The organism is Bacillus sp. MBGLi79 (assembly GCF_002953915.1).
Genome location: NZ_CP026521.1, coordinates 1,004,800 through 1,018,711, shown reverse-complemented (window position 1 = coordinate 1,018,711; position 13,912 = coordinate 1,004,800). Strand labels below are relative to the sequence as shown.

The window sequence follows — 13,912 nt, the reverse complement described above, 5'->3', positions numbered from 1 at the left end:
GAGTTGGGATGGCATATCTGAGTACTCGAGAGAATGAAAAAGCTTTAACTTACCGCTTGAGGGTGAGGACGGTAATCCTGATCCAGAACCAATAAAATAGACTGCTGACTAAGTGTCGCAGTCTCACTCATAAGATAATTAAGAAAGTGTACATTTTCTTTCATCATTAAATAAGGCATTGCTTTAATTTCGAATATCCTTTGTGATCCCTGTGATTATTTGTATAATAGTGAAAACTCCCAAGAAAACAGTAATAATATTAAACCATGGATGATCATAGAATGAAAGATATGTTTGAAAGAAATCCAGTTCAACTATGTTTGCTGGGAACCCATTCATTTCTCTATACTTAGGGCCCCATCCCGTTAATTCTACAACATTAAAATAAAGCTGCGAAACTAAAAATGCCAAAAACGTTTGAAACCAACTTCTTTTATATAACGGTCGTTTTTCGCACACTTTATCCATCTAATTCCATACCTTTCCTTACATTTCCATAAACAATATTTCACACATAATAACTGCAAGTCAATATACGATTTTACAAATTATGAAAATACATCTTTTATTTTACATTATTCTACTCATGAAATTCAATCATACTTAAGCTAATTTTTTCGGGATAATTACTGCTAATTAGAAAAATATATATTTAATGTTTTGCTTATATTTTATTTTTTAGAAGGGGGACAAATTATATACAATCTTATTATTTAATAAAATGCATAAAGGAAATAGAGTATAAAAAATGAAGAATTTCGATGGTTTTCATATTTGTAATTGTATCCAGTCAGCCTATAAGCTCACGCTGAAGAATCAAATTATGATGAAGATAATACACAAGACTTTTATGGGCGTTGATATGAACGTAATTAATTTAAGTTTATCTACTTTCTTATCAAAAAAAGATAAAGAAGATAGAGATCGCTAAGTAAGTCACTAGTGAATTGAGAAAGACAGTCAGAACTAGGGCTGCACATGAAAAAGACCCGGAAGTCGACAATGTTCATTCTACCGAAATCCAGATCTGATTAGGACTTAATGAGACGATTTTAATACAAGCCTCGCCACTGCTTCAACATGAGCCGTCTGCGGAAACATATCGACAGGCTGAATATAGTCCACGCGATAGTCCTTCGAGAGCGTCTGCAAATCCTTCGCAAGCGTGGATGGATTGCAGGAAACGTAGACGAAGCGTTTCGGTTTGACTTTTTTGATCGTGTCCAGGAACGTTCTGTCACAGCCGGTTCTTGGCGGGTCTACGATGACGACGTCCGGGCGGAAGCCTTCTTTCGTCCATTTCGGGAGCCAGTGCTCGGCTGTTCCTGTTACGTATGTGGCATTTGCCATGCCGTGTTTTTTGGCGTTTTTCTTGGCATCGTCAATTGATTCCTTGATGACGTCCATGCCGCGGACTTCCTTCGCTCCGTCCGCCACCCACATGCCGATAGTGCCGACGCCGCAATACGCATCTACGACTTTTTCTTTTCCGGTCAGCTGCGCCGCTTTTTTCACTTCGTCATACAGCTTGACGGTCTGTTCGGGATTGAGCTGGAAGAAAGCGCGGGCGCTCAATTCAAAGGATACATCGCCGAGCACTTCTTGGATCACTGTTTTTCCGGCGAGCGGTTTCGTTTTCTCACCGAAAATCACTGAGGTTTTCTCCCCGTTTACATTCTGAATAATGGATTTGACCTCTGGCAATCGCTTTTGAATGGCTTTGACGATTTCTTCCTTGTGCGGAAGCGTTTCTTTTGCGGTTACAAGTACGACCTGCACTTCGCCTGTTTCAAAGCCGACTCTCGTCACGATCGTGCGAACGTCACCTTTTAGTTTTCTTTCATTATAAACAGACACATTGAAGTCCTCTAAAATGCGGCGGACAATGCCTGTTGTTTTGTTGGTTGCCGGATGCTGAACGATACAGTCTTTAATCGGAACGATGTCATGAGAATCAAGGCCGTATAAGCCGGCGATGATGCTGCCGCTTTGCGAGCGCCCGATCTGGAATTGGCTTTTGTTGCGGTAATTCCACGGATTGTCCATGCCAATCGTTTCTTTGATTTCCATGTTCTCTACTTTAAACTTCGTATGGCGTTCAAGAGACTGAATGACGATGTCGCGTTTTTCCCGAAGCTGCTGGCTGTATGCAAGGTGCTGGAGCTGACAGCCGCCGCATTGTTCGTACACGGGGCAAGGCGGTGCCACCCGGTGCTCAGACGCTTTGCGGATTTTCTTAATGCGGCCCTCCGAAAACTTAGGCTGGACCTTTGTGGCCTGCACCACAACCTCTTCACCAGGAAGCGCGCCGGGCACGAAGACGACTTTTTTCTTAAAATAGCCGACACCTTCTCCGTTAATGCCGAGACGCTTAATCGTCAGCGGAAAGGTTTGTCCGACCTTCAGTTCGACGGGCGCCTGTTTCTTTTGTTGGTTCACGTTTTTCTCTCCGTTTCTATATGAAGCTTTCTGCGGATGGCAGAAAGTGAAATGTTTTTTCACATCTAACTAGTATAACACGTTTGCAGGTTTTCCTTCATTGTCAGATGAATTATTCAATACTCCTCCACAAATATAAAGACGCATAGCTTAAATAAGGCTCCCACTCCTTGCTCATCGCCAGCATGACATCCTTTGCCGGCTTATCGTCCAGCTGAAAATGGCGTTTGATGGCATTCTGGAGGCCGATATCGGCAAGCGGGAATAAATTGGGACGGCCAAGTCCGAACATGAGGACGTTTTGCACGGTCCACGGGCCGATGCCCCTGATTTTGATCAGTTTTTTCATAATGTCTTCATCCGCCATATGCGTCAGTTCTGACAAGCTGAGTGTGCCTTCTGCGATCATCCTTGATGTATCAATGGTGTATTCCGCTTTTCTCATGCTGAATTGCAGATCACGCAGATCCTGATAATCGAGTTTTGCAATCGTTTCCGGCTTTGGATAGCACCACACGCCATCCTTCTGCTCGCCAAATGCATGAACAAACCGTTCTGTTAGCGTGTAAGCGAAGGACAGATTGAGCTGCTGGTGGATGATGCATTTCATCATGCAGTTGTACACACTGTAGTCCAGAACAAGCGGTGTCCCGGCATGCTCTTCAAAAATGGCGGACAGACTCGTTTTTGAAAAATGATCCAGAACGTGCTGCAAATGATGTTCCCATTGAAAAATCCGCTTGATTTCCTTCATCATCTCATCCTGATCCGTTTCCCCGCTAACGAGAAACTCAGGCTCGTCAGCATGGCCTAACGCCTGTACTTTTACAATACATACGTCTCCCGCATGATTTCTGATCGGCACGCGGACTTCTCTCGCCTCTCGATCGACAGCATTGAGGGGGTCTAAAGACAGCCTGTCCAATACGCGGTCAAAATGATACGGCGGCGTGACAGATACTTTTTCCTTCCACATGTGATCCACCCTTTTTCCGTTTTTGTTCAGTATAACATGCCGCTGGAAACAGGCAGAGAGTACCGTATACTTTTCTCATAAAGACCGCATGATATAATGGCAGGTGGAGGGTTGTTTATGATCAACATTACCGCAATCACAACAGAGCATCAGCTGCTGAAAAATATACCGATTGAACGAGTGGAACAGCCTGATATTGCATGGTACTGGGTTGATTTTTACGGCCCGGAAGATACGGAAACGGCGTTATTGAGAGATTTTTTTCATTTTCATCCGCTTGCCATTGAGGATTGCTTCCAGCACATGCAGCGGCCGAAGCTTGACCATTATGACGGCTATCGTTTTTACGTGATTCATGCGCTGAATAAGGAAACACTAGAGACGGAGGAAGTCGATATTTTTCAGGGCGAACAATTTATCGTTACCTTTCATTTACACGAAACGCCCGGTATCGCCAAAGTCCGGGAGCGTTTGTATGCTTCACCGGACATATTGAAAAAAGGGCCTGGGCATATTTCTTATATGATCATGGATCAGCTTGTCGATGAATATTTTCCCCTCGTGTATAAAATTGAGGACCGGCTGAATGAAATTGAAGAAAGCCGCCCCCACAAAACGTATGGAACGCTGATGAACGAGGTGTTTGAACTCAGAACAGACCTATTGCATTTAAGACGGACAATTATCCCGATGCGTGATTTGCTCTATCGGATTTTAAGCCTTGACCATGTGAAAGAGCAGCGGGAAACGAAAGCCTATTTCAGTGACATTTACGATCATTTGTTAAAGTTGTCTGAAATTGTGGAATCCAACCGGGACATGACGTCCGACTTGCGTGACAGCTACGTGACGCTAAACTCAAACCGGATGAATGCGATTATGATGACACTGACGATCGTGTCGACCATTTTCATCCCGCTCACCTTTATTGCCGGTGTATACGGTATGAATTTCGACTTCATGCCGGAGCTGCATTGGAAATACGGATATTTTGCTGTACTTGGCCTGATGGCCGCGCTTGTGATCGGGATGCTGATTTGGTTTGTACATAAAGGATGGTTCAATATTTTTAAATGAGGGCAGCGGGAGGCTGTTCTTTTTTATTGTAAGCCGATTGCTATGCATATTCTGTTTATATTGTTTATAATGGAAAAAATATTCAGGGAGTGATCAGATTGAAAATTGCTGTCATCGGACTCGGCAATATGGGACAGCCCATTGCCCGAAATGTTCTTCAAGCAGGCTACGAATTGACTGTATATAACCGGACGAAACAAAAGACGGAAGAACTTGTCACAGAAGGCGCACAGGCAGCTGATACGCCGCGGCTGGCGGCAAAGTCCGCTGATATTGTCATGACAATGCTTGCAGATGATGATTCTGTAAGCGCCGTGACATTTGGAGAAGACGGGCTGCTTGAAGGATTAGCAAAGGATGGCATTCACATCTCGATGAGCACGATCAGTGTTGAATTCTCAGAGAAGCTCGCAGCGGCTCATGCAGAGAAAGGACAATCCTTTCTCGCCGCTCCCGTCCTTGGCAGACCGGATGCCGCAGCCAAAGCCGCGCTTCGCATCATAACAGCAGGACCGGCGGAAGCGAAGCAAACCGCCAAGCCTCTGCTCGACAGCCTCAGCCAGCAGGTATTTGACGTCGGCGAAGAAAGCAAGACAGCAAATGCAGCGAAAATCAGCATCAATTTCTTACTCGTGTCTATGCTGGAGGCGTTATCTGAATCTTTCTTAATGATGGAGAAGTACGGCTTAGAACAAAAACAATTTTTAGAAATTGCCAGCGCGCTTTTCGGCTCCCCTGTCTACCAAAATTACGGAACCATCATGGCCGAGCAGAAATTTGAGCCGGCCGGTTTCAAAATGTCATTAGGGCTGAAGGATACCAACCTGGCACTCGCCGCCGCAAAACAGGTTTCTGCAAATCTTCCTCTTGCCGAGCTGGCCAAGAGCCATTTTGAAAGCGGGATTGAACAAGGTTTCGGAGATCTGGATTGGGCCGCATTGATTAAATGTTTAAAATAAAGAAAAGCCTCTCCGTTTCAGGAGAGGCTTTTTTCATTACAAGGACGGCATCTTCATTTCTTTCTCAAACATCAGATCATCAATGCTTTTAAAAGTGTAGCCTTGTTTTTTCAGGTCTGTGATCGCATCATCCAGTGCTTCAGCATTGTCCCTTGATACAGTGTGAAGCAGGTATATAGCTCCTGGGTGCGCCTGCTTGATCATATGATCGTAGGCATATTTCTTTCCCTTCTGGTTATTGATTTTCCAATCAACAAAAGCGACCGACCAGAAAACGGTTTGATAGCCGAGGCGTTTCGTTTCTTTCAGTACGTACTCACTAAACACGCCGCGCGGCGGGCGCAAGTACAGGTTGTCCTGCTTTCCCGTAATTTTATAAACCTCTTCGTTGACTGAATCAAGCTCATCCTGAATCTGATCAGCTGTTTTTGTCGTTAAATCCGGATGGTGAAAGGAATGGTTGCCGATAATATGGCCCTCATCTGACATTCGTTTAATCAGCTGAGGCTGGTCCTTTACGAAATGCCCGGTGACAAAAAACGTTCCTGTTACGCGATGTTTTTTTAAGACATCAAGCACTTTTGGCGTATAGCCATTTTCATACCCGTTATCAAACGTTAAGTAAATCGTTTTTTCCTTTGTATTCCCTAAATAAAACGCATCATATTTTTCAATTAAACGATTCAGCTGCTTCCCGGCATCTGGCGGCTGATGATTGACACTTCGTTTAAAGCCCCAATTAATCGGCTCATTCGGCACCGCTTCCGCCTGTGCTGCACCTCCGGCAAGCAATACGGCGGCGCAGCATATTGAACACATCCACTTCATGGCCAGCGCTCCTTCTGCATTTTTTCTTATTTTACAGATAGGGGCTTTGTTTTATACTGTTGCTTTATGCCAATAGAAAAAACCGCGCGGCGCGCGGTTTTATTCCCAATCTTTTTTAAAACGTTCGTATTTGGCTTCCAGGTCATCAAGCATGCTGATGAGCCTATCTATATCTTCAACGTCGGTTGCTTCAGGGTCTAATGAATCGATGACGTTCATAAACATGTCAAGTCTGTTCTTTAAATAATCAATCTGCTGATCTTTATTGTTTACGGCGTTCCCCATGCTGTTCCTCCATTCATTTTTTATTATGGTAGCTCATTTTTTGCGGTTTTTCAATCGCCGCGCTACTTGCGATCTTGGCAAATCAGGTCTAAAATTAACTGTTGGCAGCGTTAGTATGCCCATTTATAAAGGAGTTAGATAGTCATGACACAAAACACGAAGCTGCGTCCGATTACGCCTGAGTTTGATCCTTGGGAAGCCTATATGGATGTTGACCAATACGGAGACATGCAGCTGACAAACGTTGAATTCACAACGACGACACTTTGCAATATGAGATGCGAGCATTGTGCTGTAGGCTATACATTGCAGCCTAAAGACCCGAATGCTCTGCCAATAGATCTTCTGTTAAAACGGCTGGAGGAAATCCCTCGCCTGCGCTCCATCAGCATTACAGGCGGAGAGCCGATGCTTTCGTTGAAATCAGTAAAGGAATATGTCGTTCCTTTATTGAAATACGCCCATGAACGGGGTGTGCGGACGCAAATTAATTCAAACCTGACCCTCGACATCGAGCGGTACGAATGGATCATTCCGTATCTCGATGTGCTACATATTTCTCATAACTGGGGTACAGTTGAAGATTTTGCTGAAATCGGCTTCGCCATGATGGACAGAAAACCGACCTTCGAACAGCGCGCGCGCTATTTTGAAAAAATGATCGAAAACAGCCGCACGCTCGTGGATGCCGGAGTAATGGTATCTGCGGAAACGATGCTGAACAAACGAACTCTTCCGCATATTGAGCATATTCACCGCCAAATCACAGAAGATATGAAATGTCAGCGTCATGAGGTCCACCCAATGTATCCAAGCGATTTCGCAAGCGCTCTTGAATCCCTCAGCCTGAAAGAGATGAGACAGGCCATTCACCGCTTGCTGGATATTCGTGATGAAAATACGTGGATGCTGTTCGGAACGCTGCCGTTTTATGCCTGCAGTCCGGACAAAGACGACCAAAAGCTGCTTCGCCGGCTTCGCGCGGCGAAAAACGTTACCGTGCGAAATGACCCTGACGGCCGTTCTCGCCTGAATGTAAACATTTTCGACGGAAACATTATCGTGACCGATTTCGGCGATACTCCGCCGCTTGGCAATATTCAGACGGACAGCCTCCCTTCCGCCTATGAAAAATGGAGAGAGACCAAGCTTGCGAAAGAACTGAGTTGCCACTGCCCGAATGTCCGGTGCCTCGGACCGAATGTTCTTGTCAAAAACACTTATTATCAGGATACAGATTTCACAAAACGTCAAGCCAGGAGTTAGATGCGGATGGAAGAAACACTTACAGAGATTTTCCAGAATAAAATCGTCGATATTCTCCTCGTTGCCGTTATCCTTTGGATTGGTGTCTTTATCATCAACCGGCTGGTACAGCTGTTTTTTAAACGGACGGACTTTATTGAAGAAAAAAAGGAAAAAACGATTGAAAGCCTTGTCCGTTCTGTCACCCAATATACGGCGACGATTGGTTTTATTTTTTACGTTATTTCTTTATTTGTGCATGATTTCGGCAAGATATTAGCCGGAGCGGGCGTTGCAGGTATCGTGATCGGTTTTGGCGCCCAATCTCTGATCAAAGATGTGCTGGCCGGCGTCTTCTTAATATATGAACGCCAGCTGCACAAAGGCGATTATGTCACCGTCAACAACTTGTTTAACGGGACAGTGGAGGAGATCGGCCTTCGCTCGCTGCAAATCCGGGAATGGAGCGGCAAACTGCTCACCATCAGCAACGGCGAGGTCAGGCAGATAGAGAACTATAATATCCATTTTATGCGGATTATCGAATCCTTTCTCATCAGCTTTAAAGAAGATCCAGACCGCGTGTACAGCGTGTTGGAAGAGGCATGTGACATGCTGAATGAAGAGCTTCGTGATTCATTGAAGCGGGATGAATTCGGCAATCCGGCAGAACCGTTTCAAGTCCACGGCATCACCGCTTTGAATAAAATCAATCGCGGCGTCGAATTTACGGTGAAAGGCATGGTGAAGGATGATGATTATTTCAGCGCCAGCCTTGCAGTACGACGAATACTCGTTCGCCAGCTCTACCAAAACAATGTACAAATGCTTGAGGAAGCGGTCCGAATTGAGAGAACCCAATAAACAAAAAAACTGATTCCGAGTCGGAATCAGTTTTTTATTTATCTGAGCAGTGAGGAAAGCTGAAAGCCAAACGTGACATGATCTTGAACCGGAATCCATGCGCCGATTCCCTGTGACGTGACATTTTTCACGACGAGTTTTCGTTTATTTCCTTTTAACACTAAGTACACTTCTCCATAAGTCACTTTTCCTTTTTCATTCACAGCCGGTGCATATGCATGTAGATAACCGATTTTTTTAGGAGCGACTTTATAAATCTGATCCCGTTTTGTGCCAGCCCCGATGACCGTCTCAAATGCCAGCGGAAGGTTCGTTTTCTTCATCGCTTTTTGCATCATCATGCTTTTGACATCTTCAGCATTCGGAACTTTAGCTGTCAGGCCGCCCTTCACTCTGTACTGCTGTTCCTGGGCATAATGCATTTCAGCCGTTTCCTTCCCGCCGCGGTTATCTGCACGGTTTGTATTGATTTTTTTATATTCCCAGTTTGCGACTGTTTCATTTGATTCATAGCCGAGCGCCCATTTCCCGAGAAATATTGTCGCACGGTACCCTACTGCAAGCGGTGTGCCGGATATGTTGGATTCATTCAGCATTTTGATGAGATGCGGGTTTTCAATCTCCACCTCAGAATGATCGAGCAATTCCTTTGCCAGCTTGCTCGGCTGAAGCATTGGCTGATCCTGTGAAGCGTTCGGATACGTGTTTTCCTTTGAAATGCTTGCGACAGAATTAGGAACCTTAAACTGCTTTTTCGCGTGGATGGGCTGAACGCCGAAAAAACTAAAGAATAACAACACGATAAGTGTGGAATGAAATAGCTTTTTCATCATATCACTCTTTCTATGGCATTTTCCCTTAGTCTTTTCATCCCGCTTTGTTGTTATCCAACATTTTTTCAGGTTAAAGAAGGAAAAAGCCGATCGCCATAATGACATATGCGGCAAGCAGTGTCGCCCCTTCAAACCAGTTGGAATCCCCGTCATTCGAAATCGCGATCATCAAGAGAACCGCTGATACCATCGCGACGAGCTCAGGCAATGTAAAGACAAGCGGCATGCTTGTCGGAAAAAAGATAGAACAGATGACGAGAACCGGTGCGACAAACATAGCGATCTGCAGCGTAGAGCCGACTGCAATTTCAACCGCAATGTCCATTTTATTTTTGAAGGCCATAATAATCGCTGACGCGTGCTCCGCCGCATTTCCTACAATCGCCACAATGATGACCCCGATAAACAGCTCGCTCCAGCCGAACTGCTCAGCCACTGAGTGGAATGTGTGGACAAGGTTTTCGGATATGTATGCCACGACAATCGTTGCTGCAAACAACACAATCGTCGCAATCTTCCCTGACCATTCCGGCTGTTCCTCCTCTTCATGCTGGGCGGCATTGTTTGGCTGATAAACTCCGCGGTGCGTGACGAGTTTAAAATACAGCGCCGCGACATATAACAGAATCATGATAATGCTGATGCCGATGCTTAAATTGAGCTTGCTCGCGTCTCCCATTCCAATAGAAAATACTTCGGGAATCACGAAGGCGACAATGACGGCAAAAATCAAAAGCCCTGAATTATGGCGCGCATCATGAATATTAAACTCTTGGCGCTTATACTTTAAACCGCCGACAAAAAACGATAGGCCCGCGACCAGCAGCAGGTTTCCCAGCACTGAACCGGTTAAAGAGGCAAGCACGATTCCTGTCAGGCCTTCCTTTAATGCAAAAAGGGAAATAATCAGTTCAACCGCATTTCCGAAGGTGGCGTTCAACAAACCGCCTATTCGCGGTCCTGCAATGATGGACAGTGATTCTGTCGCCCTCCCCATATAGCTTGCAAGCGCGATAATCGTCACGCAATAAACGGCAAAAAGAACCGCGGAAGGCCAATGCATCAAACTGCCAATCACAGAAAGCGGAACACCGGCCGCCACTAAAATAAAAAAAATACGATTCATGGTGAAATAGCTCCTTTTTTATGACTTGTTTTATTTTTATTCTTCACAAAAACCTTCATGATTACACGAGGGCAAATGTATAGCGTGATATAGGCTTTTTTCAGGTTGCCTGCTTTTGGAAAACATTGTACGATCAACATAGATTCCACATAAGGAGAACTGACACGATGTCACGATTTCATTTCTTTATCCTTGTCTTGCTCGTTTCCATTTCCGGGTTTTCACAAGGCATGCTGCTGCCTGTCATTTCAATCATTTTTGAAACAAATGGAGAATCCGCTGCTGTCAACGGCCTGCATGCGACCGGACTGTATATCGGCGTGCTTTTGGCTTCGCCGTTTATGGAAGCGCCGCTCAGAAAGCTCGGATTCAAGCCGCTGATCGTCATGGGCGGAAGCATTGTCATTTTAAGCTTATTCGGATTTATTTGGCTTCAGTCAGTTTGGGTCTGGTTCCTGCTTCGCCTGTTTATTGGAATCGGCGACCATATGCTTCACTTTTCTACGCAAACGTGGGTAACCTCCATGTCATCAAAACAAAATCGCGGAAAAAACCTGTCTATTTACGGGCTTTCCTTTGGCCTTGGATTTGCCGCGGGTCCGTTCATGGTGCCGCTTGTCAAGCTGAGTCCGTCGCTTCCTTTTATCGTGTCCGGCTGCATCAGTCTGTTTGCGTGGCTTTTTGTTTTCTTTCTACAAAATGCATACCCGCAAACCAGTCCTCATGAAACCAAATCTGACAATAGTTTCAGGCGGTTTTATCAGGCCATGCTGTTTGGATGGGTTGCCTTTATGCCTACATTTGGCTACGGGTTTCTGGAGACGGCGCTGAACGGAAGCTTTCCCGTTTACGCGCTCCGTTTGGGGATATCAGTAGACGCAGTAGCGATCATCCTTCCCGCATTTGCGATTGGAAGCATTATCTTTCAGTTTCCGCTCGGCATCCTCAGCGATAAATACGGCAGGCGGAATGTGCTGCTGGTGATTTTACTGACTGGGGCTCTTTGCTTTTTGATCGCCGGTATATTCCCTTTGCCTTACGTGATCGGCTGCTGCTTTTTTATTGCGGGAATGGCTGTCGGATCAACCTTTACACTTGGCATCAGCTATATGACAGATCTTCTCCCGCCTCATCTCCTGCCCGCGGGTAACCTGCTTTGCGGTATTACATTCAGTCTTGGCAGCATTCTCGGCCCAATTGCCGGCGGCTGGTATATGCAGACATTTGAAAGCGCAAACTTGTTCTACTTCATTACTCTTACGCTTAGCGCTGTATGGCTGGCCCTTGTGCTGGGCAAACCGAAAAGCTGGTCACCGGCTGAAACCTATTCTTCATCTTCCTAATCAAAAAGCCTCCCGACATGATGTCAGGAGGCTTTGATGCTAATGGTAGCCGTTTTGTCCGTTGGCGCTTCCGCTTGTTTTATGGCTCGATTTGCTTTTTGAATTTTGTTTGTTATGGCTTCCGCCTTTTTTCGTATGCTTGGTCATCACGATATCCCCCCGACTTCTTTTTGAACCGAAGTTCGTTTATAGGATGCGCTAATGGTAGGGGTTTTCATCAGGAAGCTTTTTACGTTTATGTAAAAGAGCGTTGATTTCTCCGCCTAGGATAATTAAAATACCGCTCAAGTAAAACCAAATCATCAGAACGATGATTCCCCCGATGCTCCCGTAAGTGGCGCTATAGTTCGCAAACGTGCTGACGTAAAACGAAAACAATGTGCTGACAATAATCCAGCCGAGGGTCGCAAAGACCGCACCCGGCATGACAAACCGGAGAGACAGCTTTTTGTTCGGTGCAATCACATACAGCGCGGAAAAAACAATCAAAAGCACAAGAGGGCTGACACCCCAGCGAATGGCTGCCCAGACGGATAAAAACAGATCCGACGCGCCGACAAAGTCAGAAGCGAGCCTTCCAATCTCCCGGCCAAATACCGGCAGAAGCAAAGCCACTAAAATCGTAAATACCATGGCAATCGTCAAAAAAATCGAGGTTAGACGAACAATGATAAAAGAGCGGTTTTCTTCCACATCATACGCGTGGTTTAACGACCGGACGATCGCGTTCATTCCATTAGACGCTGACCATAATGCGGCGATAATCCCGAAGGACAGCAAACCGCCATTTCGATTATTTAAGGTTTGATGGGTAATGGATTCAACGAGAGACATCGCACTGGCAGGAGCATATTGTTCTATGACTCCTAAAACATCATCGGTAGAAAGCGGAAGATACGCGGTGAGCGTCAGCATAAAAATCAAAAACGGAAACAGTGACAATAGAAAAAAATACGCCAGCTCCGCTGATTTGCTTTGTCCTTCGTGAAGGGTGTACCTGCTGAAAAGCTCTTTTAAAAAACTCATGTCGCCTCACCTCGCATGTTTGATCATTTTTTTGAAAAATGCTCTTTCGTTTCTTGCACAAGTTCCATCACTTGCGGTGTTGTTTTCTTCAGCTCTTTCACCTGCTGATTCACAAAGTCGACTTCCTTTGAAAGCGTTTGGGCGAGCTTTTTGGCCTCATCCACTTTTGTGATGACAGTGTTTTTTAACAGCTCCGGATTGCTTTTATACAGTGAAAGTTTATGCTTGCATGTCAGCCATCTCATGCCGCACGCCTGTCTTGTCGGCTTATGGAGCAGTGATAACGCCGCGCCTGCCGCAGCTCCGAGAAATATCCCTTTCAGCATTAAACGTTCGTTGTTCATGCAAATTCTCCTTTCACTCACAATTGTTTTTCTTGTTGAATCGACGCAAGCAGATGCTCACAGCCCGATTTGATTAATTGGCAAACCTCTTCAAAATTCCCCGTGTAGTAAGGATCAGGAATGTCGGCCAGATCTGAATCTTCAACATAGTCCAAAAGCCTTTTGATATGCGAGGTGTTTTTAAATCCCGCCATGCTTCTGAGACTTCCGATATTTTCTGCATCCATTGCAATGATGTAATCAAAATCGGCCAGATCCTGTTCGCTGACTTGACGCGCCAGCATGCCATCAAAGCTGATTCCTTCTCTTCGCAATATCTCCTGCGTTCCCTCATGCGGGGGGTTGCCGATGTGCCAGCCGCCAATACCGGCTGAGTCCGTCTTGATTTTCCCCGCTAATCCTTTTTTGGCTGCCAAGTCCCGAAAAATCGCTTCCGCCATCGGAGACCGGCAAATGTTTCCTAAACAAACAAATAACACACTTATCATGTTGTGCAACCTCCCTATTCTTTGCCCCTATTTCTCTAAAAAGAAACCTTCATGAATATCTTAGTAGGATGTTCATTTC

15 protein-coding genes are annotated in these 13,912 nt (G+C 45.4%); 5 read left to right on the top strand and 10 right to left on the bottom strand.

What is annotated here, in order from left to right; all coding sequences use genetic code 11:
• Positions 1-183: 183 nt before the first annotated feature.
• From C1T29_RS05065 to C1T29_RS05055, 3 genes are all read right to left on the bottom strand, one after another.
• Positions 184-468, bottom strand: a complete 285-nt coding sequence (locus C1T29_RS05065) for a YfzA family protein (protein WP_103750004.1) — start codon at positions 466-468, stop codon at positions 184-186.
• A gap of 570 nt (positions 469-1,038) precedes the next feature.
• Positions 1,039-2,439, bottom strand: coding sequence for a 23S rRNA (uracil(1939)-C(5))-methyltransferase RlmD (gene rlmD / locus C1T29_RS05060; protein WP_103750090.1), 1,401 nt, complete (start codon positions 2,437-2,439; stop codon positions 1,039-1,041).
• Positions 2,440-2,551: 112 nt separating this feature from the next.
• Positions 2,552-3,415 (bottom strand): DNA-3-methyladenine glycosylase family protein, encoded by an 864-nt coding sequence (locus C1T29_RS05055; protein ID WP_103750006.1) that lies wholly within the window; start codon positions 3,413-3,415, stop codon positions 2,552-2,554.
• Positions 3,416-3,532: 117 nt separating this feature from the next.
• Here C1T29_RS05055 and corA point away from each other — a divergent pair, with 117 nt between their 5' ends.
• Together corA and C1T29_RS05045 are read left to right on the top strand one after the other, a co-directional pair.
• Positions 3,533-4,492, top strand: coding sequence for a magnesium/cobalt transporter CorA (corA, locus tag C1T29_RS05050; protein WP_095432315.1), 960 nt, complete (start codon positions 3,533-3,535; stop codon positions 4,490-4,492).
• Between the two features lie 98 nt (positions 4,493-4,590).
• A complete protein-coding gene (locus tag C1T29_RS05045) occupies positions 4,591-5,451 on the top strand; it encodes an NAD(P)-dependent oxidoreductase (protein ID WP_103750007.1) in 861 nt (286 codons plus the stop codon).
• 36 nt (positions 5,452-5,487) lie between these two features.
• Here the strand turns inward: C1T29_RS05045 and pdaA are convergent, their stop codons facing one another.
• Both pdaA and C1T29_RS05035 read right to left on the bottom strand, forming a co-directional pair.
• Entirely contained in the window at positions 5,488-6,279 is a 792-nt protein-coding gene (gene pdaA, locus C1T29_RS05040; protein WP_069149179.1) for a delta-lactam-biosynthetic de-N-acetylase, read from the bottom strand.
• Positions 6,280-6,378: 99 nt separating this feature from the next.
• Positions 6,379-6,564 carry an SE1561 family protein gene (locus tag C1T29_RS05035; protein ID WP_003223132.1) on the bottom strand — a complete coding sequence of 62 codons (186 nt, stop codon included), beginning with the start codon at positions 6,562-6,564 and terminating at the stop codon, positions 6,379-6,381.
• Between the two features lie 144 nt (positions 6,565-6,708).
• Between C1T29_RS05035 and yfkAB the strand changes: the two genes are divergently transcribed.
• The gene (gene yfkAB / locus C1T29_RS05030; RefSeq protein ID WP_095432317.1) at positions 6,709-7,830 is read left to right on the top strand and encodes a radical SAM/CxCxxxxC motif protein YfkAB; all 1,122 of its coding nucleotides are present in this window, start codon (positions 6,709-6,711) and stop codon (positions 7,828-7,830) included.
• Positions 7,831-8,673 carry a mechanosensitive ion channel protein MscC gene (gene mscC / locus C1T29_RS05025; protein WP_103750008.1) on the top strand — a complete coding sequence of 281 codons (843 nt, stop codon included), beginning with the start codon at positions 7,831-7,833 and terminating at the stop codon, positions 8,671-8,673. It begins immediately after the preceding gene.
• 38 nt (positions 8,674-8,711) lie between these two features.
• Here the strand turns inward: mscC and C1T29_RS05020 are convergent, their stop codons facing one another.
• Together C1T29_RS05020 and cax are read right to left on the bottom strand one after the other, a co-directional pair.
• Positions 8,712-9,506 (bottom strand): YfkD famly protein, encoded by a 795-nt coding sequence (locus tag C1T29_RS05020; protein WP_103750009.1) that lies wholly within the window; start codon positions 9,504-9,506, stop codon positions 8,712-8,714.
• Between the two features lie 70 nt (positions 9,507-9,576).
• Positions 9,577-10,632 carry a calcium/proton exchanger gene (gene cax, locus C1T29_RS05015; protein ID WP_103750010.1) on the bottom strand — a complete coding sequence of 352 codons (1,056 nt, stop codon included), beginning with the start codon at positions 10,630-10,632 and terminating at the stop codon, positions 9,577-9,579.
• A gap of 167 nt (positions 10,633-10,799) precedes the next feature.
• Here cax and C1T29_RS05010 point away from each other — a divergent pair, with 167 nt between their 5' ends.
• Entirely contained in the window at positions 10,800-11,975 is a 1,176-nt protein-coding gene (locus C1T29_RS05010; RefSeq protein WP_071581261.1) for an MFS transporter, read from the top strand.
• A 198-nt stretch (positions 11,976-12,173) separates the two neighbouring features.
• Here C1T29_RS05010 and C1T29_RS05005 read toward each other — a convergent pair whose 3' ends face one another.
• The 3 genes from C1T29_RS05005 to yfkJ are packed head-to-tail and all read right to left on the bottom strand — an operon-like array spanning position 12,174 to position 13,833.
• Positions 12,174-13,001 carry a YihY family inner membrane protein gene (locus C1T29_RS05005; RefSeq protein ID WP_014663205.1) on the bottom strand — a complete coding sequence of 276 codons (828 nt, stop codon included), beginning with the start codon at positions 12,999-13,001 and terminating at the stop codon, positions 12,174-12,176.
• Positions 13,002-13,024: 23 nt separating this feature from the next.
• Positions 13,025-13,345 carry a hypothetical protein gene (locus C1T29_RS05000; protein ID WP_003233665.1) on the bottom strand — a complete coding sequence of 107 codons (321 nt, stop codon included), beginning with the start codon at positions 13,343-13,345 and terminating at the stop codon, positions 13,025-13,027.
• A gap of 17 nt (positions 13,346-13,362) precedes the next feature.
• Positions 13,363-13,833, bottom strand: a complete 471-nt coding sequence (gene yfkJ, locus C1T29_RS04995) for a protein-tyrosine-phosphatase (protein WP_071581260.1) — start codon at positions 13,831-13,833, stop codon at positions 13,363-13,365.
• Positions 13,834-13,912: the final 79 nt, after the last annotated feature.